The 20,387-nt window shown below is 61.9% G+C and carries 20 protein-coding genes; 4 read left to right on the top strand and 16 right to left on the bottom strand.

Translation table 11 applies throughout. The annotated features are described in order from the left end of the window. Positions 1–12 precede the first annotated feature (12 nt). From oxlT to H1B27_RS04820, 5 genes are all read right to left on the bottom strand, one after another. Positions 13–1,302, bottom strand: a complete 1,290-nt coding sequence (gene oxlT, locus H1B27_RS04840) for an oxalate/formate MFS antiporter (protein ID WP_061883315.1) — start codon at positions 1,300–1,302, stop codon at positions 13–15. A gap of 393 nt (positions 1,303–1,695) precedes the next feature. After that, positions 1,696–3,195 (bottom strand): tripartite tricarboxylate transporter permease, encoded by a 1,500-nt coding sequence (locus H1B27_RS04835; RefSeq protein WP_131870172.1) that lies wholly within the window; start codon positions 3,193–3,195, stop codon positions 1,696–1,698. A gap of 42 nt (positions 3,196–3,237) precedes the next feature. Continuing rightward, on the bottom strand, positions 3,238–3,729 hold the full coding sequence (locus tag H1B27_RS04830; RefSeq protein ID WP_061883313.1) for a tripartite tricarboxylate transporter TctB family protein: 492 nt from the start codon (positions 3,727–3,729) through the stop codon (positions 3,238–3,240). Positions 3,730–3,810: 81 nt separating this feature from the next. Beyond that, positions 3,811–4,818: a Bug family tripartite tricarboxylate transporter substrate binding protein gene (locus H1B27_RS04825; protein ID WP_061883312.1), complete on the bottom strand. Its 1,008-nt coding sequence runs from the start codon at positions 4,816–4,818 to the stop codon at positions 3,811–3,813. 463 nt (positions 4,819–5,281) lie between these two features. Further along, on the bottom strand, positions 5,282–5,419 hold the full coding sequence (locus H1B27_RS04820; RefSeq protein ID WP_197488824.1) for a hypothetical protein: 138 nt from the start codon (positions 5,417–5,419) through the stop codon (positions 5,282–5,284). 260 nt (positions 5,420–5,679) lie between these two features. Between H1B27_RS04820 and zigA the strand changes: the two genes are divergently transcribed. Together zigA and H1B27_RS04810 are read left to right on the top strand one after the other, a co-directional pair. Further along, positions 5,680–6,885 carry a zinc metallochaperone GTPase ZigA gene (gene zigA / locus H1B27_RS04815; protein ID WP_197965189.1) on the top strand — a complete coding sequence of 402 codons (1,206 nt, stop codon included), beginning with the start codon at positions 5,680–5,682 and terminating at the stop codon, positions 6,883–6,885. A 122-nt stretch (positions 6,886–7,007) separates the two neighbouring features. Then, entirely contained in the window at positions 7,008–8,321 is a 1,314-nt protein-coding gene (locus tag H1B27_RS04810; protein ID WP_197965188.1) for an Hsp70 family protein, read from the top strand. Positions 8,322–8,362: 41 nt separating this feature from the next. On the opposite strand, the gene H1B27_RS04805 is transcribed toward H1B27_RS04810, so the two are convergent. From H1B27_RS04805 to H1B27_RS04790, 4 genes are all read right to left on the bottom strand, one after another. Further along, a complete protein-coding gene (locus tag H1B27_RS04805; protein ID WP_246515184.1) occupies positions 8,363–8,701 on the bottom strand; it encodes a hypothetical protein in 339 nt (112 codons plus the stop codon). Positions 8,702–8,949: 248 nt separating this feature from the next. Then, positions 8,950–10,236, bottom strand: a complete 1,287-nt coding sequence (locus H1B27_RS04800) for a serine hydrolase domain-containing protein (protein WP_061883308.1) — start codon at positions 10,234–10,236, stop codon at positions 8,950–8,952. Positions 10,237–10,639: 403 nt separating this feature from the next. Then, entirely contained in the window at positions 10,640–11,083 is a 444-nt protein-coding gene (locus H1B27_RS04795; protein WP_061883307.1) for an SRPBCC family protein, read from the bottom strand. A 118-nt stretch (positions 11,084–11,201) separates the two neighbouring features. Continuing rightward, on the bottom strand, positions 11,202–11,903 hold the full coding sequence (locus H1B27_RS04790; RefSeq protein WP_197965187.1) for a hypothetical protein: 702 nt from the start codon (positions 11,901–11,903) through the stop codon (positions 11,202–11,204). On the opposite strand from H1B27_RS04790, the gene H1B27_RS40955 reads away from it, so the two are divergent. Then, a complete protein-coding gene (locus tag H1B27_RS40955) occupies positions 11,902–12,348 on the top strand; it encodes a hypothetical protein (protein ID WP_197965186.1) in 447 nt (148 codons plus the stop codon). The two genes, H1B27_RS04790 and H1B27_RS40955, sit on opposite strands and share 2 nt — an antisense overlap. 46 nt (positions 12,349–12,394) lie before the next feature. Here H1B27_RS40955 and H1B27_RS04780 read toward each other — a convergent pair whose 3' ends face one another. From H1B27_RS04780 to H1B27_RS04755, 6 genes are read right to left on the bottom strand one after another with little or no spacing between them, the layout of a single operon-like run. Continuing rightward, entirely contained in the window at positions 12,395–13,456 is a 1,062-nt protein-coding gene (locus H1B27_RS04780) for an ABC transporter substrate-binding protein (protein ID WP_197965185.1), read from the bottom strand. Between the two features lie 5 nt (positions 13,457–13,461). After that, positions 13,462–13,785 carry a hypothetical protein gene (locus H1B27_RS04775; protein WP_246515182.1) on the bottom strand — a complete coding sequence of 108 codons (324 nt, stop codon included), beginning with the start codon at positions 13,783–13,785 and terminating at the stop codon, positions 13,462–13,464. Between the two features lie 3 nt (positions 13,786–13,788). Then, positions 13,789–14,547 carry an ABC transporter ATP-binding protein gene (locus tag H1B27_RS04770; RefSeq protein WP_197965184.1) on the bottom strand — a complete coding sequence of 253 codons (759 nt, stop codon included), beginning with the start codon at positions 14,545–14,547 and terminating at the stop codon, positions 13,789–13,791. After that, a complete protein-coding gene (locus H1B27_RS04765; protein WP_197965183.1) occupies positions 14,544–15,353 on the bottom strand; it encodes an ABC transporter permease in 810 nt (269 codons plus the stop codon). Before H1B27_RS04765 ends, H1B27_RS04770 begins: the two co-directional genes overlap by 4 nt. Next, positions 15,350–16,123 carry an ABC transporter permease gene (locus H1B27_RS04760; protein WP_061883381.1) on the bottom strand — a complete coding sequence of 258 codons (774 nt, stop codon included), beginning with the start codon at positions 16,121–16,123 and terminating at the stop codon, positions 15,350–15,352. Before H1B27_RS04760 ends, H1B27_RS04765 begins: the two co-directional genes overlap by 4 nt. Further along, positions 16,123–16,905 (bottom strand): FadR/GntR family transcriptional regulator, encoded by a 783-nt coding sequence (locus tag H1B27_RS04755; protein ID WP_197965182.1) that lies wholly within the window; start codon positions 16,903–16,905, stop codon positions 16,123–16,125. The genes H1B27_RS04760 and H1B27_RS04755 overlap by 1 nt, the downstream gene beginning before the upstream one ends. Positions 16,906–17,061: 156 nt before the next feature. Here H1B27_RS04755 and gbd point away from each other — a divergent pair, with 156 nt between their 5' ends. Further along, positions 17,062–18,189, top strand: coding sequence for a 4-hydroxybutyrate dehydrogenase (gene gbd, locus H1B27_RS04750; RefSeq protein ID WP_197965181.1), 1,128 nt, complete (start codon positions 17,062–17,064; stop codon positions 18,187–18,189). Positions 18,190–19,075: 886 nt separating this feature from the next. Here gbd and H1B27_RS04745 read toward each other — a convergent pair. Beyond that, positions 19,076–20,008 carry a hypothetical protein gene (locus H1B27_RS04745; protein ID WP_246515180.1) on the bottom strand — a complete coding sequence of 311 codons (933 nt, stop codon included), beginning with the start codon at positions 20,006–20,008 and terminating at the stop codon, positions 19,076–19,078. Between the last annotated feature and the right edge of the window lie 379 nt (positions 20,009–20,387).

Below are 20,387 nucleotides of genomic sequence, written 5' to 3'. Positions count from 1 at the left end.
GCGGTGGAGCGGTCAGATGGTCGATTTCGCGACCACGACCTTGCGCCAGGGCTTGAGCACCGCGATCGCCAGCAGCGAAGCCAGGATGTTGGCGCCGGCCGCGATGATGAACACGGCGTCCCAGGTCCCCGACGATTGCTGCATGTAGTTGGCGATCGGCACCAGCAGCGCGGCGGTGCCCTTCGCGGTGTAGAGCAGGCCGGCATTGGTGGTCGCGAACTTGGCGCCGAACGTGTCGGTGCAGGTCGAGGGGAACAGCGAGTAGATCTCACCCCAGGCGAAGAACACGAAGCCCGAGAGCAGCACGAACCAGATCGGATCGTGGCCCCAGAGGTAGAGCATCCAGATGCCGAATCCTTCCATGCCGAAGGCGATGAACATCGTGTTCTCTCGGCCGATCATGTCGGAGATCCAGCCGAAGAACGGACGCGTCAGGCCGTTGAGCACGCGATCGATCGTGGCCGCGAAGGTCACCGCCGTCATCGTCACGGCCATCAGCGTCACCGGCACGCTGTCGACCTTCCAGTCAACCGCAATCGGCTTCAGGTTCGCCGTAACCATCAGTCCACCGGCGCCGACGATCACGAACATGAAGTACATCAACCAGAAGATCGGCTGGCGCAGCACTTCGGTCGGCTGATAGTTGCGCCGGGTCTGGATGATATTGGCGTTCGCCACCACGTTCGGCACCTGGCCCGCTTTCGGCGCGAGCAGGAAGAAGGCGAGGATGCAGATGATGATGCCTTGTCCGAGGCCGAAATAGAGGAAGGTGGTCTGGAAGCCGCTGTCCTTGATCATGGCCTGGATCGGCGCGACGGTCAGCGCAGAGCCTGCACCGAAGCCCGCGGCGGTGATGCCGGCGGCAAGACCGCGTTTGTCCGGAAACCACTTCAGCGCATTGCCGACGCAGGTGCCATAGACGCCGCCGGCGCCGATGCCTGCGATGATCATGCCGAGATAGTAGCCGTTGAGCGAGGTCGCCTGCGCGTTGATCGCCCAGCCGATGGCGCAGAGCACGCCGCCGACCAGCACGACGATGCGCGGGCCGTATTTGTCGACGAACCATCCTTCGACCGGTACCAGCCAGGTCTCGAACAACACGAAAAGGGTGAAGGCCCACTGGATCGACGCGCGATCCCAGCCGAACGTCTTCTGGATGTCGGGGACGAAGAACGTCCAGCCATATTGGTAATTGGCGATCATCACCATCGCCATCACGCCGATCGCCAACTGCGCCCAGCGATACGCATCGCTTACGCGTGCGGCACTGGGGGCCGCTGCCGACTGCACCATGTCCGTCATTAAAAACCCTCCCGAATGCGCCGATCATTTTTATGCATGCGCTGCTCGCATCCTGGTATTCATTATGCCAAGATTCAAGCGAAGGACGGGAGGTGCGGCGAAATAACGCGGGCCTGTTCAGATGCGCCATGAGGGCTGGATTGTAAAGCCCCAATCGCTGCCGGTCTGCCCGCGGAAGCGGCGGTCGATCCTGTTCAAGTGATTGATTTAGCCTTTACTTTCGCATCGTCCCGACGCCGCAAGACCGCTGTTGAAAGCCCGCGCGTTGGGCGATTCTCCACGCGCGCGCTGCCGACGTGCGGTCCGTCGCTGACCACGCGATTTCTGGAATTCTATATTCCAGAAGTCCGACCTGCGGCAATTTGGCGATGGTGCTGATGGCGCGGTCGCGCCTCACGCCATCGACGTGCGCAACCGGCTATAGCCTTCCTGGATCGCGGACCAGAACAAGGCGACCAGACCGAGCGCCATGATCGTGCTGACGAGGCCGTTGGAGAAGAACACCCCGAGCGATCCCTGCGAGCCCAGCAGCGATTGGCGGAAGGCTTCCTCGGCCTTGTCGCCGAGCACGATGGCGAGCACCAGCGGGGCGAGCGGGTAGTTGCACTTTTTCAGGAGATAGCCGAGCACGCCGAACACCAGCATCAGCATCACGTCGAAGGTGCTGTTGTGCACCGAATAGGCGCCGATCGCACAGAGCACCAGGATGAGCGGCGCGATGATGCCGAAGGGCACGCGGAGGATCGCGGCGAAGATCGGTACACAGGTGAGCACGACGATGAGGCCGGCCAGGTTGCCGAGATACATCGACGCGATCAGGCCCCAGACGAACTCCTTCTGCTCGACGAACAGCATCGGGCCGGGCTGCAGGCCCCAGATCAACAATCCGCCGAGCAGGACGGCGGCGGTGGGCGAGCCCGGCACGCCGAGCGAGAGCATCGGCAGCAGCGCGGCGGTGCCCGCGGCATGCGCGGCCGTCTCCGGCGCGATCACGCCTTCGATCTCGCCCTTGCCGAAATTGTTGCCGCGTCGCGCCAGGCGCTTGGCAATGCCGTAGCTCATGAAGGAGGCCGGCGTTGCGCCCGCGGGCGTGACGCCCATCCAGCAGCCGATCAGGCAGGAGCGCAGCGAGGTCATCCAATAGGCGGGCAGCTCGCGCCAGGTGTGAAGCACGACCCGCAGGTTGATCTTCGCATTGCCGCCGCGGAACGCCAGCCCTTCCTCCATGGTCAGCAGGATCTCGCCGATGCCGAACAGGCCGATCACGGCGATCAGGAAGTCGAATCCGTTGAGCAGCTCCGTGATGCCGAAGGTCAGCCGCAACTGTCCGGTGATCGAATCGAGGCCGACCGCCGCGAGCGCAAAGCCCATCATCATCGCCGCGATGGTCTTGAACGGTGGCTCCTTGCTGAGGCCGACGAAGCTGCAGAACGCGAGGAAGTACACCGCGAACTTCTCCGCCGGACCAAATCGCAGTGCGAAGCCCGCAACGAGGGGCGCGACGAGCGTGATCATGATGACGGCAAACAGCGCGCCCACGAAGGAGGAGGTGAAGGCGGCGGTCAGGGCTTCGCCGGGTCTGCCCTGTTGCGCCATCGGATAGCCGTCGAAGGTGGTCGCCACCGACCATGGCTCGCCGGGGATGTTGAAGAGGATCGAGGTGATGGCGCCGCCGAACAATGCGCCCCAATAGATGCAGGACAACATGATGATCGCCGATGTCGGCGGCATGCTGAAGGTCAGGGGAAGCAGGATCGCGACGCCGTTGGCGCCCCCCAGCCCCGGCAGCACGCCGATGATGACGCCGAGCGTGATGCCGATGATCATCAGCATGATGTTGTAGGGCTGCAGGGCGACCGCGAAGCCGTGAAACAGATTGGCCAACTCTTCCATGTCAAAACGTCCTGCAGCAGCAATTGAATGAATGCGTGGCTCTCACAGGCCGAGCCATTCCTCGAGCGGCCCCTTGGGCAGCGGGACGAGGAACCAGCGCTCGAAAACGAGATAGGTCAGGACCGGCATGCCGACCGCCACCGCGACGACGGTCAGCCAGCGATAGCCGCCGAGCCAGCGCATGAACCAGGCGATGAAAACCATCGAGGCGACGTAGAGGCCGATGAACGGCATCGAGCCGACATAGATCGCGGTCGGCACGACGACGCTCATGACTTGGCGCAGCTGCCCCCATTCTGCGAACAGCCGGCCATCGTCGTCGCGTTGCGCATGCCAGAGGTTGATGGCGCTCGCCACGACGATGGCGGCGCCGATATAGAAGGGGAAGAAGCCGGCACGCGGGCCCTCCGCGCCCCAGTTGATGCCGGCCTTCAGGCTGCCGAAGATGACGACGAGGCCGAAGACGCCGATCAGCAGCGCCATCCCGATTTCCAGCGTCTTGTGTGCCGGGCCGCGTTCAGATCGTTCAGTCATGGGACCTCCAGGGCGGAAACGCAGTCCTTCGCGGTGGGCGCGAGGACGAGCAGCGTCCTCAGCCATCGTCGAAGTCGCGGCTCAATTCGCCGATGCGAGGAAGCCGGCTTCCTTCATCAAGCCTTCGTGGCGCTTCTCCTCGGCCTCAATCCACTTGGCGTAGTCGGGGCCGGCCAGGAAGGTCGTGTTGAAGGCGCCGCTCTTCATGAAGTCCTGCCATTCCGGCGTGGCGCGCACCTTCTTGAACAGCTCGACATAGTATTCGATCTGGTCCTTCGTCGCCTTGGGCGACATGAAGATGCCGCGCAGCATGAGATACTCCATCGCAAGACCCTGCGACTTGCAGGTCGGAATATCCTTCCAGGCCTTGCCGTCGGCGATCGGTTCGTCATAGGCCATCGGCTGGGCGTCGAAGACGCAGAGCGGACGAAGCTTGCCGCCGCGCCATTGCGCGACCGCTTCGATCGGATTGTTGACGGTTGAATCGACGTGATTGCCGACGAGCTGGACGGCGACTTCGCCGCCGCCCTTGTAGGGAATGTAGGTGAACTTGGCGTCGATCGCCTTCTCGATGCCGACCGTGATGATCTGGTCTTCCTGCTTGGAGCCGGTGCCGCCCATCTTGAACGAGCCGCTTGGTGCCTTCTTCGCGGCGTCGACGTAATCCTTGACGCTGTTGTACGGCTTCTCGGCATTCACCCAGAGCACGAATTCGTCGAGCGCCAGCATCGCCACCGGCGTCAAATCCTTCCAGTTGAACGGAATGCCGGTGGCCAGCGGCGTCGTGAACAGGTTCGACAGCGTGATGATGATCTTGTGCGGATTGCCCGACGACGTCTTCACATCGAGGAAGCCTTCACCGCCCGCGCCGCCCGCCTTGTTGATGACGACCATCGGCTGCTTCATCAGGTTGTGCTTGGTGACGATGCCCTGAATGGTGCGTGCCATCTGATCGGCGCCGCCGCCGGTGCCCGCGGGCACGATGAACTCGACCGGACGGACCGGCTCCCAGGCTGCCCGGCTTGCGGTGCTGCTCGCGCACGACATCGCGATTGCCGCCAAAGCGACACTCAGAACGGATGGCTTCATTTGCTTCTCTCCCTGTCGAACCCTCAACGCAGCCGCTCTTTGTCGACTTGCGTCAGCCCATCTCGATTCAGATGCCTGGTGTCACCCTTGCGGTCGATCTCCCATGGCAGTCCCGATAGAAACTGTATGAGGAGGGACGACGCGCGGCATCCGCTCCTTTCGGCTAAGGTTCCGCCAAGGCTCGCGGTGCGTGTGCCCTCGGCTGTTCCCGTCTTGCGTTATGTTTCCTCGCCTTACACCTTGGATTGTGCAATCGTTCCTGCTTGTCCAATGGTATGCGCGATGCCAGCAAACAAACAATCGGATCGGCAGCCAGTCCGGCGGACGAATCGTCGCAGCTGAGGTCGCAAGCCCGGGCAAGGAGGCAAAAGAAAATGGCCCCGAACGTGCGGGGCCATTTGACCGAACCTGGCGTCTGCGGGGTCTGTCAGCTCCGCCGTTAGGCGGGCGGACAAGGCCTTTCTTACAGGCCGAAACGCGGCAGGTCGCCGTTGTGATTGGAAATCTCGGCGCTCGCCATCAGGAAGCTGTCGATCGCGGCCATCAGGCGGGCGAACAGCGAAGTGGAGGGGGCGAGAGCGACGGAAGCGGTCTTGGACATCGGAAATCCCTTTCTGGAGACAGTCAGCCTTGCTGCCTCATTTCGAAGGGCAGTTTATGTATACCAGATGCCAGCGTCCATGCTTTTGTTTGCATAGCAGCATTCGTTCTTCCGCATTGCGGCATAGCCGGTAAGGCGCACAGGACAGAGCACCTTGACACGGCGCGCCGAACAGAGAATGTAATGTTATAACATTACATAGTGAGATGCCGTGTCTCGCCGCCCTCGACCCATCCCGCTCAAAAGGCTGTTCGATCTCCATGCCCAAACTCCCCGTCACCGTCTTGTCCGGCTTCCTCGGGGCTGGAAAGACCACTTTGCTGAACCACGTCCTGAACAACCGGCACGGCCTGAAAGTGGCGGTGATCGTGAACGACATGAGCGAGGTGAACATCGATGCGGACCTGGTCCGCGATGGTGGTGCCAACCTCTCGCGGACTGATGAGAAGCTGGTGGAGATGACCAATGGCTGCATCTGCTGCACCCTGCGCGACGATCTCCTGAGGGAGGTACGTGCGCTCGCCCAAAGCGGGCGCTTCGATTATCTGCTGATCGAATCGACGGGCATTTCGGAGCCGCTCCCGGTCGCAGCGACGTTCGATTTCCGCTCGGAGGACGGCGAAAGCCTCTCCGACATCGCCCATCTGGACACGATGGTGACGGTGGTCGACGCCGCCAACCTGCTCAAGGACTATTCCTCGACCGAGTTCCTCGGCGAGCGCGGCGAGGCGCTGGACGGCGACAAGCGGACGCTGGTCGATCTCCTCGTCGAGCAGATCGAGTTCGCCGACGTGATCATCCTCAACAAGGTGGACGATGCCTCGCCGCAACAGCGCGAGGCGGCACGCCAGATCATCCGCTCGTTGAATCCCGAAGCCGACATCATCGAGGCCAATCACAGCCGCGTGCCCTTCGACCGCGTGCTCAACACCGGCCGGTTCGACTTCGAGAAGGCCCAGCAGCATCCGCTCTGGTACAAGGAACTCTACGGTTTCGCCGACCACGTGCCTGAAACGCAGGAATATGGCGTGAGGAACTTCGTCTACCGCGCCCGCCGGCCGTTCGATCCGTCGAAGTTCGACAAGTTCGTCAAGGCATCCTGGCCGGGCGTGATCCGGGCGAAGGGTCATTTCTGGCTGGCGACGCGGCCGCAATGGCTTGGCGAGATCAGCCAGGCGGGAGCGATCGTGAGGACCGAAGCGCTAGGCTTCTGGTGGGCGAGCGTCCCGAAGGAGCGGTGGCCGAATGATGAGGCCTGGCGCAAGCGGCTCGGCCAGTATTGGGACAAGGTCTACGGCGATCGCCGCCAGGAGATCGTGTTCATCGGCACCGGCATGGACGAAGCCGAGATCCGCCGCAGACTCGACGCATGTCTCGTCCCGGAAACGTCGACGATGGACATCGCCGCATGGTCCGCTCTCGCCGATCCGTTTCCGGCCTGGCGTCGAGGCGATCAATCCAGCTGATCGGCGTGAATGTCAGAGTCTCGGCGTGAGGTCCGGGGGCGACCATTTCCGACCAGGTCTTGCAAGGGGACGACAAAGCCGTTAGTGCTCTGCCCCCTTCCAATCCTCCGTCAGAGTGGTTCATGTCGAGCGCCTCGCCCGCCGTCTCGATCGGCATCGATTTTGGGACCAGCAATACGGTCGTCGCGATTGCGGCGGACGACCGCCGGGTCGAGGCCATCCGCTTCGACCATGGCGGACAGCGCCACAGCGTCTACGTGTCGGCCCTGTGCTTCTGGGAGGACCGGCCCGGCGCCGGCGCCCAGGCCGAGGGTGGTCCGTGGGCGATCGAGCAGTTCCTCGAAGGCCGCCACGTCTACCGCTTCCTTCAGTCGTTCAAGACGTTTGCGGCGAGCAGCAGCTTCAACACCACGCAGGTGTTCCGGCAGCGCTACAAGTTCGAGGATATTCTGGCGGCCTTCCTGCGGACGCTGGCGCGCCATGGCGGCGGGAAGTTCGGCTTCGAGGCGGCGAATATCACGGTCGGTCGTCCGGTGCGCTTCGCCGGCGGCAATCCCGACGAGGCGCTGGCGATGCAGCGCTACCGGGCCGCGTTCGAACGGCTCGGCGCCGGTCACGCGCGCTATGTCTACGAGCCCGTGGGCGCGGCGTTTTCCTTCGCGCGCCGGCTGGAGCGGGATGCCACCGTGCTGGTTGCCGATTTCGGCGGCGGTACCAGCGATTTCTCCGTGATGCGCTTCTCGCGCGCGGGCGGCAGCCTTCGCGCCGAGCCGCTCGGCCATGCCGGCATTGGCATCGCCGGCGACACCTTCGACTATCGCATCGTCGACCACGTCGTCTCGCCGCGGCTCGGCAAAGGCTCCAGCTTTCGCTCGTTCGACAAGGTGCTGCCGGTCCCGAGCGGCCACTACACCAACCTCGCGCGCTGGCATCAGCTCGCGATGATGAAGAGCAACGGCGATCTGCGCGAACTCCGCGAACTTGCGCGCACTGCGCTGAAGCCTGACCTGCTCGAGGATTTCATCACCATCGTCGATCTCGACCTCGGCTTTTCGCTCTACCGCGCCGTGTCCGATGCCAAGGTCGCGCTGTCGGCGCAGGACGAGGTGGACTTCCGCTTCAAGGGCGGCGGCGTCGATATCGGCGCGGCCATCACACGGAAGAATTTCGAAGCCTGGATCGCCGACGATATCGCCCGGCTGGGGGCGACCGTCGACAAGGTGCTGGCGGAGGCCGGCGTCACCGCGCGCGAGATCGAGAAGGTGTTCTTGACCGGCGGCACGTCCTTTGTGCCGGCCGTCCGGAAGCTGTTCGCCGAGCGGTTCGGCAACGAACGGCTGATGTCAGGCGACCAGTTCGAGTCGATCGCCTATGGGCTTGCGCTGATCGGACATAGTCCCGATCCGGATCGCTGGGCGGCAAGTCAGGTCGCGTAGCAGGCGGCGAGCAGCCTCCCTGCGGCGACGCTGTTCGGTCGCTATTTCTGCTGAATTCGGTTCAGGTAATCGATCACGGCGAGAATGCGAGTCCGCACGACGACCTCCGGGCTTTGCTGCGGCCCGGCCTTTTGCCAATAAGTGGGATCGACAGCATGAGGCAGGCTGACGATGGGGTTGAACCGTTCGCCCCAGATCGGCATTTCGCGCGTGCCATGAGCCGGGACCGATTTCGACCCATACATGGTCTCGTAAACGGCGTTGGTGGGAACACCCCGTTGTTGTTCTTGGCCAACACGGTCAGGTCGGAAGGCGGTGTCTTGAGCTGGCCGCTGACCGGTCCTTTGCCCTTTGCATCTGCGCCATGACAACTCGCGCATGACGACAGAAACTCCGCCTTGCCGATATCGACTTCTTCGGCCTTGGCGGCAGCGGCGAAACCAGCGGCAAGACCGGCAACGATCAACCATCCGATAGCAGATCTCATCATCTCGCCTCCGAGGCCGGGAAGACTCCTGCTCCTAGCCGTTTTGCCCTTTAGACAGTTTGACGCACATCAAGACCGTACAGCCAGAACTGAAGCGCGCACATGGCCTTGCCCAGTCGCTCGCTCGCCGACGTGATGTCGTTAGTTCTCCATGGCCTCATAAATCAGCTGCTTCACGGTCCTTTGGATGCGCTGGCGCTCCGAGGGAGTCTGCTCGAGCAAGACGAAGAACATGTCCTGCTTGGGGTCGATCACGAAATAGCAGCCGCTGGCGCCGTCCCATTTCAGTTCGCCCAGATTGCCCGGCGGCGGCGGTTTGGCATTGCCCGGATCGGTGCGTACCGCGAGGCCGAGCCCAAAGCCGAAGCCGTCGCCGGGAAAATAGAAGAAGTCCCGTTCGACGCCCGACCCGGGCCCGACCTGGTCCGTCGTCAGCAGCTTGAACGCCTTGGGGCTGAGAATGGTCTTGCCCTCGTATGTGCCGCCATTGAGCAGCATCTGAGCGAAGCGCGCGTAGTCCGCCATCGTCGAGACCATGCCGCCGCTGGCGTACATCATCTTCTTCGGCTTGGTCGGATCGTTTTCGCGTCCCACCCGGAAATCGCTGTCGTTCGGCATCGGCTTGGCGAGCAGCTTCTGCTTTTCGGGGTCACCGACGAAGAAGCCGGTGTCCTTCATGCCGAGCGGATCGAGCAGCTTTTCCTTCTCGACCTCGATCAGGGACTTCCCGGACGCGATTTCCATGATCCGCGCCAGGATGTCGGTGGAATGGCCATACTGCCAGAGCGCGCCGGGTTGATTGTGCAGCGGCAGTTTTGCGATCCGCTCGGCGAACTCGGCGAGGTCGAAATCGCCGGCGTAGATATCGGCAGCCTTGTAGGCCTTGCGGACCAGGCTGTCGCCGTAGAAGCCGTAGGTGACGCCGGAGGTCTGGCGCATCAGGTCGAGCACCGTCGGCGGCCGGTTCGTCGGCACCAGTTCGAGCGTCTTGGTGCCGTCGCTGGCTGCCTTCTCGACGCCGACCTTCACATTTGCAAACGACGGAATGTATTTCGCGATCGGGTCGTCGAGGGAGAACTTGCCCTCATCGATCATCTGCACGGCAACCACGCTGGTGATGGCCTTGGTCATCGAGAACAGGCGGAAGATGGTATGGTCGGTGATCGGGGCCTTCGACTCCACGTCCTGCACGCCGAAGGATTGGTGATAGACCGGCTTGCCGTGCTGCTGGATGAGCAGGATCGCTCCGGGAATTTTCCCCGTCGCGACTTCGTTGCGGAAGAACGCGTCGAGTTTTGCCAGCTTGTCCTTGTTGAAATGTGCTCCCGCGGGAATTTCAAAAGTCCCTTCGGCCCGGGCCGAAGCTGCTGCGGCCGCAACGAGCAGCGCGCCACAGGCAATCATCCGCAACGCCTGGAATGGTTTCATCAACCCCCTCCCGATTCCTCCCGAGTGTAGCCTTCCGCTCGACCGGCACAAGGGGCATCGGACTGCAGGGAGCGCCTGCAACGCAGGCGGGAGGGCGCCTGACGCGCCGCCGTCGGATACCGCTTGGCGCCCAGGGCGATCGCATATGGCTTTGTTGAAAGACCTGAGCGCGCCTCGTCCTTCGAGACAACCGCTTCGCGGTCCCTCAGGATGAGGCTAAGCGGCACCGGTGCCCGTTGAAACTGGCGCAACGCACTCGCTCCTCATCCTGAGGGCCCGCCAACGGCGGGCGTCTCGAAGGATGGCCACGGGCGAAATCACTCCATATGCGATTGCCCTGGCGCGAAGCCGGTGGCGGTCTGCTCCGCATCAGGCCGAGCAGCACCGCTGCATCGGAGCCAGCCTATTGATTGATCTCGGGCTCGACGAGCCTGGCCAGATTCCGCAGCGATTCCTGCCAGCCGAGATAGCAGGCCTCCGGCGGGATGACATCCGGGATGCCCGACTGCGTGATGTCGATTTCGGTTCCGACCGAGACCTTCTTCAGGATCACGGTCACCTCGATCAGGCCGGGCAGATTGGGATCGTCGAACTTGTCGGTATAGCGGATGCGCTCGCCGGGCACGAGCTCGACATATTCGCCGCCAAAGGAATGGCTGTTGCCCGTGGTGAAATTCCGGAACGACATCTTGAACGTGCCCCCGACCTTGGGCTCGAAATGATGCACGGTGCAGGTGAACCCGTTCGGCGGAAGCCATTTCGCCATCGCATCGGCTTCCAGGAAGGCGCGATAGACTTTCTCCGGGCTGGTGGCGAGAACGCGGTGCAGGCGGACAGTATTGGGCATGTTTCGTTCATCCTCTTGCGTTGATGGGCCGACGTTGGCGTCTATGGCCCATTCATGTCACGAGGACGACGGGCAAGCCGCCGATCCGACAGGCGCCTTGGATTTTTTCGAGCCCTGTTCAGCCGGGTTGCTGGACGGCTGCGACATCCTGCGATGTCATCGTGAATGCCAGCCTGTAGCGGCCAATTCCAGGGTTTTCGCAAGCGCCGGCCGCGTGAAGCGAAGACGGCGAGAGCCGTCCGGCGATCACGTCCTCAACGGCATCGGAATCGTAGCCTGACAGCAGCACGATCCAGTCGGCGGCACCGTCCTTGCCGCGGATCTGTTGCTCGGTCGTCGGCCCGCTCGTGCGAGGCGTGTCGGTGAGCAGGAGGTGGGCGCCTGTCAGTCTCGGCTGCCGTGCCAATGCGGCGAGCGTGTCGGAAAGGTGCGCCTGCAGCGCCGCATCCCGCCCGACGTCTGGCGACAGCCTGATGGTCGCAAGCGAGACCGCCACGCCACCGCCAAAGCTCGCGATGATCCGGCATTGGCTGCGGACCATGCCGAGATGATGCGGCATCATCTTCCTCGACCACGGCGTCGGCGCGTTGAGCCGGTCGAGATATCCCTTCGACGTGAGCACCTCGTATTGCGCGAGCTCGTAGAGCACGAAGAAGCCCTCGGCATCCGTCATGCTGCTCCAGCGCGATCCCCGCCGGAAGCCGGGAATGCTCATCCGCTCCGGAAAATGCTCATGCGAGTGCCAGTCGCCGAACTCGCTGCGCTGCTCCGGGCGAACGCTCCACCACATCGCAACCGCGGCCTTGCCGAGCAGTGACATGCTGACCTCCCTGTTTGCGGACAGTTTGCCTCAACGCCAACAGCGGCGGCAAGGTGTGCCCGCCCGACAAGCCGAAGCCACAATTCCGCTCCCGTTCCCCGTTCAACTCCTGCGGGAGATCGGGGGACTTCCGTTGCGCAGCACGCTCTGGGCTTTGGCCATCACGCTCTGCTGTCTTGGTTCGCCGGCCGAGGCTGCGGGCATTCAACTGCTCGACGCCGATCCGGCGCTGTCAGGTGCGATCTGGTATCCTTGCGCGGCGGAGCCGACGCATGTCGCGCTGGGCCGTTTATCGGTCGGCGCGGATTTCGGCCTGAAAGGCGTGAAGGACTGCCCTGTCACGGGCGCAAAGCTGCCATTGGTGATCTTCTCGCACGGCCGGGGCGGATGGTTCGCCGATGCCGGCTTCATCGTTGCGGCTAAAAAACGCATATTTTGTGTGTGAGTCTGTTGCCGCGCACCGGCTTGAGGGCGCGCGGCAACACTCAGCTTCAGGGCGTGAACACGAAGCCCGGTTTAATTGCCACGTCTGCCGGAATGGACTGCAGATCGGAAAACAAGTCCGGATAGGTGTTCATCACGTTGAGGATGAATTTAGGCTCGATGTGCTTGTTCACATCGAACACCGACTTGATCACGCCAAGCCGTTGCAGCGTATCCTGCGCCTTCCACAACGCGCGATAGTTGTGGGCAGAAATGCGGCGGTCCACCTGCTGGATGTTGTACTGCATCGCGGTCTCCGCCACGTCAAGCTTCAACCCTGGAATCCAGCGCGTACCGATCCCGGCGGCCTGCTTGGGATTCTTGCGCATCCACTGGTCGGCCTCCGACACGGCTGCGAGGAATTTTTCGACCGTCGCCCCGTTCTTCTCCACCCAGGGCCGCAGCGCGACATTGAAGCCGAGATAGGAGATGACATCGCCGCCGCGGATGACCTCGACGGCGCCCGGCACGTCCTTCATGGCAATTACCGGTGCCGGGTCCCAGCACACGAATGCGTCCACGCCCTTGGCAAGCAACGCCACGCTCATCTCCGGAGGCGGCGTATTGATCAGAGTTACGTCGGTTGGCGTGAGGCCTGCCTTCTCGAGCAAGCCGAGAATGTAGAGATGGTTGATCGTGCCGAATGAAGTCGCTATTTTTTTGCCCTTGAGACTTTTCAAATCGCCTTTACCGATCCCAGAGTCCCCGTTGGCAATGAGGGCGAGCGTGGCATCGGATCCAAGCTTTGTGGCGTTGCCACTGAAGTTACCGAAGAAAACCAGGTCCATGTTGCGTAGAATGGCACCGATGGCTGGCACGCCAGCTTGCACCATGTCGGTTTCACCTGCCTGCAAGGCATTGAGCGCATCGACGCCGGTTGCGTACGGGCGGGCGATTGTCACGTCGAGCCCGTACTTTTCGAAGAAGCCGCGCTCCAGCGCAATAGGCAGCGCCAGCATGTCCACCGCGGCCACCATGCCGACCTTGAGTTTTATGGGATCCTTGGCCTGCGCCATTGCCAGTGACGGCAGCAGCAACAAGGCGCAGAGCAGCATCGCAAGTCGTCGCATCTGGGTCATCCCCCTGGTTGAAGCGGCTCGACGCGCGTAACCCAGTAAGGCCGGGCGACGGTCGTCAAGTCCGCTCGTTTCACTCCTCGGACTTCAACGGATTTTTCTTGTGTTCCGGATACCCGGCCGTACGTCTGCATCAGCTGAACGTGGAAACGTTCAGGTTCGAACGGCAGCACGACAAGGATATTCACCTTGTCCGAGCTGCCGGCGAAGTTCGCGATCTTTTGCGGTGCGGCGATGGTCAGCCAAAGCTGCCAGGCCAGATAGCCGACCGCCACCGCCATCAGGATGTACGCCTTTCGCGATCGAAGGGCATCTTTCAACATGACTCAAGCCGACCGCACGAGTTGAAGTACGCGTCCCGACAATTCCTTGAACCGCGCATCATCGTTGAGCGCGTCCCATGATCGCGGCCGTGGCAAGTCCACGGCAATGTCATCGAGCACACGCCCCTTCGACAGCGCGACCACCCGGTTGGCGAGAAACACGGCTTCCGCGACGTCATGCGTGATGAAGATGACCGTCGGCCGCTTCTCCTGCCAGATGCGCGTCAGTTCTTCCTGGAGCGTCATTCGGGTCTGGGCGTCGACGCTCGCGAACGGCTCATCCATCAGCAGCACGTCCGGCTCGTTCGCCAGCGCACGCACCACGCCGACACGCTGCTGCATGCCGCCCGACAATTCGGCCGGATAGCGCCCGGCTGCCTCGGTCAGTTTGGCGAGCGCCAGATATTCGTGCGCGATCTTCTCGCGTTCGACCTTGCGGACGCCGCGCATCTTGGGACCGAAGGCGACATTCTCGAGCACGGTTCGCCACGGGAACAGAGCAAAAGACTGGAACACCACGCCGCGATCAGGGCCAGGCCCCTTGACCGGACGGCCGCCAACCAAGATCTCGCCGCCCGTGTGCGGGATGAAGCCCGCGATCATGTTGAGGATCGTCGTCTTGCCGCAGCCAGAAGGACCGACGATGCAGACGAACTCTCCCTGTTCCACCTTCAGTGACACGTCATGCACTGCGGTGACGTTGGTGCCGACATAGGGGTCGAAGTACGTCTTCGACAGGTTGCGGATGGTCAGATCCTTCATCGCGTCACCAGCCCCCACCGCTGTCCCGTAGCCCGCTCGATCGGTGCCAGTATCCAGCTGTCGACGATGTACCAGAGAATTCCCAGGATGATCATGCCGAGCAGGATCTCGACGACGGACCCGGAGCGGCGCGGGTCGAACATGAGAAATCCGATACCGCTGGTGCCGACGATAATCTCGGTTGCGATCAGAGCGCGCCAGCCATAGCCGAGCCCGTTGCGCAGGCCGGTCACGATGTTGGGCAGCGCTCCCGGCAACACCACTTCCCACAACATGCGAATGCGTGAGGCACCCAGACTCTGGGCCGCGCGGTGCAGGGTGATGGGAATCGAGCGTACGCCCAGCACCGTGTTCAGGACAACCGGGAAGATGACTGTGTAGACGATGACGACCGTGATGGTCGTGAGCCCATAGCCGAACCAGATCACCAGGATCGGCAGCCAGGCGATATCGCCGATGGCCTGAAAGAACAGAAGCAGCGGCCACAGCGCCGTCCGCGCGCGCTGATTGAGGCCAACCAGGATTCCGAGAGGAATGCCGAGGGCGACGCCCCAAAAAGCTCCGACGGCCAAGCGCACGATGCTGTCCTGCAGGTACGCCGGAAGGATGCCCATATAAACCAGCGACCCGAATGAGCGCACGACCTCCGCCGGTCCAGGCAGAAACACGCGCGGGAATATTTGCAGCTCTGTGACGATCCACCACGCCGCGACCACCGGAATGAAAGGAGCGATGGAAGCGATCGACGGCCAGCGCGCCGTCAGGCGAACGCAGTGACTCCACATCTTGAGTAGAAACTGCTTCATGCGCGCTGCACCATGCCCCAGCGTTCGATGGTGGCGCGCTCGATTGGTGCCAGGACCAGCCGGTCGAGCAGTAGCCAAAGCACGCCGATCACGATCATGCCGAGCACGATCACTTCAGTCCGATAGAAGTCGCGGGCTACGAACAACATGTAACCAAGGCCAACATTGGTGGCGATCATCTCGGCCGCGATCAGCCCACGCCAGGCAAAGCCCAACCCGGTGCGTATGCCGGTGACGATGTTGGGAAGCGCCCCCGGCAGCAGCACTTCGGTCAACATCGCCCATCGTCCCGCACCGAGCGATGCGGCCGCATTACGCACCTGCAAGGGAATGGTCGATACACCGAGAAGCGTGTTGTACGTCACGATGAAAAACACGGCATTGAAGATCACAAAGGTGATGGCGCCGAAGCCATAGCCGAACCATAGCGTCGCGATCGGGATCCATGCGATGCCGGCCAGCACCGAGAAAAACCTGAACAGGGGCGTCAGAAAGCTCGAGATGATCGGGCTCACGCCCATCGCGATGCCCAAGGGGATCGCGATCAACAGGGCGAGCACTGTGCCAACGGCGACGCGCAACAGGCTTGCACCGATGTGTTGAATAAGGGTGCCATCTTTTATTCCCTCAATTCCAGCCTGGATCACAGAGGAGAGGTGAGGAAATAGCCGGGGATTGACGTCAAAATACGGGATGAAAACGGCCCATAGAATGAGGAGCACTACAAAGGGAGCGCAGAACCAGAGTGCCGAAGAGAGCCTCCACAGCATCACGCTTGCCTCAGGATACGGCTGCCGTTTGGCCTGGCATTCCGCCGAACGGCGCCTACACTTTTCTTGGACAATTGGGAGTGGGTCAAACCAAGAACTCGCTCCATGGCTTTGCGGGCTTTGTTTGCATCGCCATCGTCGATGGCACGAGCAACGGCGGCGTGGTTGGGAATGTTGTCCTCGAACCAGCCAGCGACGCTATCAACGGCGACGACGAACACAGCGCTCAGGATCGTATCGATCGCGCCGCGAAAGCCCTGCAGCACCGGGTTGTGCGTCGCGTCCAGAATGGCGAGATGAAAAGCCTTGTCCGCGGCCGTTGCGGCTGCCTGATTGTCCGATGCTTCCATCGCCATCAGCGCGGCATTGATCCGCTGCCGGTCCTGCCTGGTGGCGCGGGTCGCGGCGAGCGCAGCAGCGGCCGGCTCAATGATCGAGCGCACTTCCTGAATAGCAAGCAGCAGCTCACGGTCGAGTTGATCCTCACCGACGAGCCAGTTCAAGACATCACGATCGAGAAGACTCCAGTCGCGCCGCGGCAACACGTGAGTGCCGTGGCGCGGCCGTACGCTGACGAGCCCTTTCCCTGAAAGCATTTTGATTGCTTCACGGACGACGCCGCGGCCGACACCGAAACGGGCTTCGAGTTCGTTCTCGGGCGGCAATACCGCACCAGCCGGGATGATCTCTTGGGCGATCTCGCGGCCGAGCGTCGTTAGAACCGCGTGGATGCGGCCTGGCTTCAAACGCTTCTCGGCAGATTTGATGCCCTTGGCGCTCAACGACTGTTCACTCCCGGACCGCGGCTCTATGGCCTGCTGGCACACTGAAGCCATACACCGATTTTGTTGCCGTCGCAATCATCCGATGTTAAATGTCCGATGAATAAGACGTTTCGGCAGCGCAGCAAATGCGTCTTCGATTGGGAGGAGGCAACCGTGTCGACCATTGGCTATCTGACGACGACGATATTCGATTTCGGTGCTATCAAGAGCTTACCGATCGAGTTGGAAGTTCTCGGAATTCGTCGGCCGTTGGTTGTCACGGACGCCGGCGTACAGGCCGCCGGCATAGCAGCGCAGGTGCTGACCCACCTCGATCCGAGAACCGTTTCGGTGTTCGCCGGCACTCCGCCGAATCCGACGGAGGAAGCAGTACTTGAAGGCGTTGTCGCCTACCGCGACGGCGGCTGCGACGGCATCATTGCACTCGGGGGCGGTTCGCCCATCGACCTTGCCAAAGGCGTGGCTTTGGCCACAACCCACGAAGGGCCATTGGAGCATTACGCGGCAATCCGTGGGGGTGTCGGCAAGATCACCGCGAAGGTCGCGCCTGTGATCGCTATCCCGACTACTGCGGGGACCGGCAGCGAGGTCGGCCGCGGTGCTTTGATCAATCTGACCAATGGCTCAAAGCTGGCGCTGATCAGTCCACACTTGATACCAAAAAGGGCGATCTGCGATCCTGAACTCACGTTGGGACTGCCGCCTTTGTTGACGGCGGCAACTGGCATCGACGCGCTGACGCATTGTATCGAAACGTTTCTGTCGCCGTTGGTCAACCCGCCGGCGGAAGCGATCGCGCTCGACGGTGCGCAGCGTGCATGGCACTTTATCAAGCGCGCTGTCACAAATGGCTCCGACCGCGAGGCGCGTTGGGAGATGATGATGGCGGCGCTCGAAGGTGGGCTCACGTTTCAGAAGGGGCTCGGCGCGGTGCACTCGCTTTCGCATGCCGCCGGCGCGTTACGCTCGCCGACACTGCATCATGGTATGCTGAACGGCGTGTTCTTGCCGCACATTCTGCGTTTCAACGCGCAAAGCGTCGGAAACAAATACGAGAAGCTGAGCGATATATTCCGCATTTCGCGCGAAACCGATCTCGCCACTGCGGTGTCCGATCTCGTCCAATCGTTAAAGCTACCGGTAACGCTCAGCCAGATGGGTTTTGAGGCTCGGCATATTCCGCAAACAGTTATCCGAGCGTTGGCCGACCACTCGAATGCCACGGCTCCGCGAAAGGCGTCTGCGGAAGATTTCGAGAGTTTACTGCGTGCAGCTCTCTGAGAGTCCTTCTAGCTAAGTTCCGAATGTCGTTTTTGTGAAGGGTTTCGGATGCCGGCCGCTGGTGTGACGGCGCGGCCTATTCGGGCTGCCGGCGTCCGAAAGCCTCCAGGGGAGGAAACCGCGCATGACGGGCGGGATGGTGCGGCAAGCTCTATGGGGATTTGACCACTGCGGGCGAACTGGCGGATTGAGTGCAAACCGGTGCAGCGCGCGGCGCGTCGATGGCGTATTTGCTGAATGAGCGATGGTTGGGGGCGAACTTGGAGAATTGTCGGCGGGTTAGCGACGCGGGATGAACGCAAGGACGCATTTTGCCGTGGCCGGTCGACGAGCGGCGGACACGACGAGCAGCTTTGCAAACGGATTACAGTGACAGTGCACCTAATCTGCCGCTGGCGAAGTAAAATTGAGTGCACTGTCACTGTAATGGGAGCGCACTCACCGTAATCAGGGACGCCCCGTTGCGCTATCCTGTCAGCCGTGCTGCCGGCCGTCGTGCCCTACGGCGCGCGCGGTTTAGTCCTGTGGCCCTTTGCGGACATATCGAAATCAAGACAGACCGAAACAGTCGAGACGAGAAGCACTGCGGCCCGACTACGGAAGCCCTTTTGTCATCGTAAAGGGATTGAACCCACGTTCCGCGAGGGCAGCCCACGAAGCTGCGCCAAGATGTGACAATCGGAAATAGTTTCGCGGCTTGGTCGGGTCGGTGTCCAACACGAACCCCGTCGGTAACGCGCGGACAGTCGTGGCATAGAACCCACCATCGGGCGACCTCTGGGATTCGATGACAGCGATCAACGATTCTGCCCTCTCAGCCTTGCCGAGCAATTTCATCAAGAGAGCCATTTGGCCCGTACCTTCGGTCCACACACCGTCCCGGTCTTCACCGTAAGAAAAGCCTCCGCCGACGCTCATTCGCTGTTCGGCGGTCGTCATTGCCGGTGCAAATTTCCCGGCCGCTCCATGAAGCGCTGTTAAAGGCCAGATCTGGGCATCCAGAGCCAAAAATCGGATTATGCGTGACACCGTCTTCAGCGGTCCCTGCGGCGAAACAGGCGCACCCCGGATCCCACATCGTATTTACAAAGTACTCGGCAACCGTTGCCTTATCGCGCCAGCGCAACTCGCCTGTACGGATCGCAAGAAGGCCAAACACGGCGGCGAGGTCAGTATTATGTTCAGTCGATTTCCACGTCCGCACTTCCGGCGTCGGTTCGTGCCCAAACGTACCACCCGTGAAACCGCCAGTACCGCGCGTATCGGCCCATTGCGCGACCCAGGCGCCAAGCCGTGCTGCACCATCGCGGAACCGAGCGTCGGTGTTCACGTCATCGATGGACAGCAACGCCAACATGGCCCATGCCACGTTACCAACATCGCTACCCACCTGATATCGATCCTCTAACCATTTGTTTTGAGTATTGTCCCACCACCCTGGAAGTTTGACGGGGCCGTTCACCACCGCCCCCGCCGCGTAAGCGTTCCTGAGGCGGCCGTCATGCCAGGTGCGGTCGTTATCGATGGCCCACAGAATTGCCGAGCCAATTCGATACCCTTTGTCTCGCTCGCCGCAACCGACCAATGCGATGACGGCTACCGCATTGTCATAGAGGTAGGCGGCGGCATGGAGAGGCCCCGATTCGACGGTCGGATAGCTGGGCAGGAACAGTGGTCCAGATGGTGATGCCTTATCGATTAGGCCAGCGAGGTATCCGCACGCTGACGCTTCCGGTGTTGCTTGAGCCCGGAGTGGAGTGGCGACCACGATGATTGTGAAGGTCGCTACGATCCGGACGAAGGTTGCTATTCGGCTCACTTGCTGTTCTCCGGGTGGACGATGGTCTATGCCCAGCGGGTGATTTCTTGAAGTGGCCGATCTGTGAAGTTGCGCCTCGTGTGCCGGAGGCCCACTGATAGCTTTGTCGAAGAGATCTGAAAGTGATTGCCGGTCCATTGTAACGCCCACACCCAATCGTCACTCGGCTACTTTAGCGGATTTCGTCCGGCTCATCGCTGACGTCCTTGCGCCTCGCGCTGACGTCCGATAACCACCCTTGGACTCCAGACCTCTGCAGCCCCGTTCCGAGAATGGAGTGTGGTCGGGGAGCCGCTCCGATGTGTAACAGCCAGCGCCCGGATGTGCACTCCCGGCACGACATCCACGATGCCATACTACCCCTGTTTTGCCCGACGGG

It is taken from the genome of Bradyrhizobium diversitatis (assembly GCF_016031635.1).
In the GTDB taxonomy this organism is placed as follows: domain Bacteria; phylum Pseudomonadota; class Alphaproteobacteria; order Rhizobiales; family Xanthobacteraceae; genus Bradyrhizobium; species Bradyrhizobium diversitatis.
The sequence above is the reverse complement of the archived record's forward strand: the minus strand, read 5'-3'. Positions and strand labels throughout refer to the sequence as shown.

Coding starts and splice junctions, on each gene's coding strand:
- oxlT (WP_061883315.1), bottom strand. CDS start 1,302: ATGACGGACATGGTGCAGTCGGCAGCGGCCCCCAGTGCCGCACGCGTA.
- H1B27_RS04835 (WP_131870172.1), bottom strand. CDS start 3,195: ATGGAAGAGTTGGCCAATCTGTTTCACGGCTTCGCGGTCGCCCTGCAG.
- H1B27_RS04830 (WP_061883313.1), bottom strand. CDS start 3,729: ATGACTGAACGATCTGAACGCGGCCCGGCACACAAGACGCTGGAAATC.
- H1B27_RS04825 (WP_061883312.1), bottom strand. CDS start 4,818: ATGAAGCCATCCGTTCTGAGTGTCGCTTTGGCGGCAATCGCGATGTCG.
- H1B27_RS04820 (WP_197488824.1), bottom strand. CDS start 5,419: ATGTCCAAGACCGCTTCCGTCGCTCTCGCCCCCTCCACTTCGCTGTTC.
- zigA (WP_197965189.1), top strand. CDS start 5,680: ATGCCCAAACTCCCCGTCACCGTCTTGTCCGGCTTCCTCGGGGCTGGA.
- H1B27_RS04810 (WP_197965188.1), top strand. CDS start 7,008: ATGTCGAGCGCCTCGCCCGCCGTCTCGATCGGCATCGATTTTGGGACC.
- H1B27_RS04805 (WP_246515184.1), bottom strand. CDS start 8,701: ATGCGCGAGTTGTCATGGCGCAGATGCAAAGGGCAAAGGACCGGTCAG.
- H1B27_RS04800 (WP_061883308.1), bottom strand. CDS start 10,236: ATGAAACCATTCCAGGCGTTGCGGATGATTGCCTGTGGCGCGCTGCTC.
- H1B27_RS04795 (WP_061883307.1), bottom strand. CDS start 11,083: ATGCCCAATACTGTCCGCCTGCACCGCGTTCTCGCCACCAGCCCGGAG.
- H1B27_RS40955 (WP_197965186.1), top strand. CDS start 11,902: ATGCTGACCTCCCTGTTTGCGGACAGTTTGCCTCAACGCCAACAGCGG.
- H1B27_RS04790 (WP_197965187.1), bottom strand. CDS start 11,903: ATGTCACTGCTCGGCAAGGCCGCGGTTGCGATGTGGTGGAGCGTTCGC.
- H1B27_RS04780 (WP_197965185.1), bottom strand. CDS start 13,456: ATGCGACGACTTGCGATGCTGCTCTGCGCCTTGTTGCTGCTGCCGTCA.
- H1B27_RS04775 (WP_246515182.1), bottom strand. CDS start 13,785: ATGTTGAAAGATGCCCTTCGATCGCGAAAGGCGTACATCCTGATGGCG.
- H1B27_RS04770 (WP_197965184.1), bottom strand. CDS start 14,547: ATGAAGGATCTGACCATCCGCAACCTGTCGAAGACGTACTTCGACCCC.
- H1B27_RS04765 (WP_197965183.1), bottom strand. CDS start 15,353: ATGAAGCAGTTTCTACTCAAGATGTGGAGTCACTGCGTTCGCCTGACG.
- H1B27_RS04760 (WP_061883381.1), bottom strand. CDS start 16,123: ATGCTGTGGAGGCTCTCTTCGGCACTCTGGTTCTGCGCTCCCTTTGTA.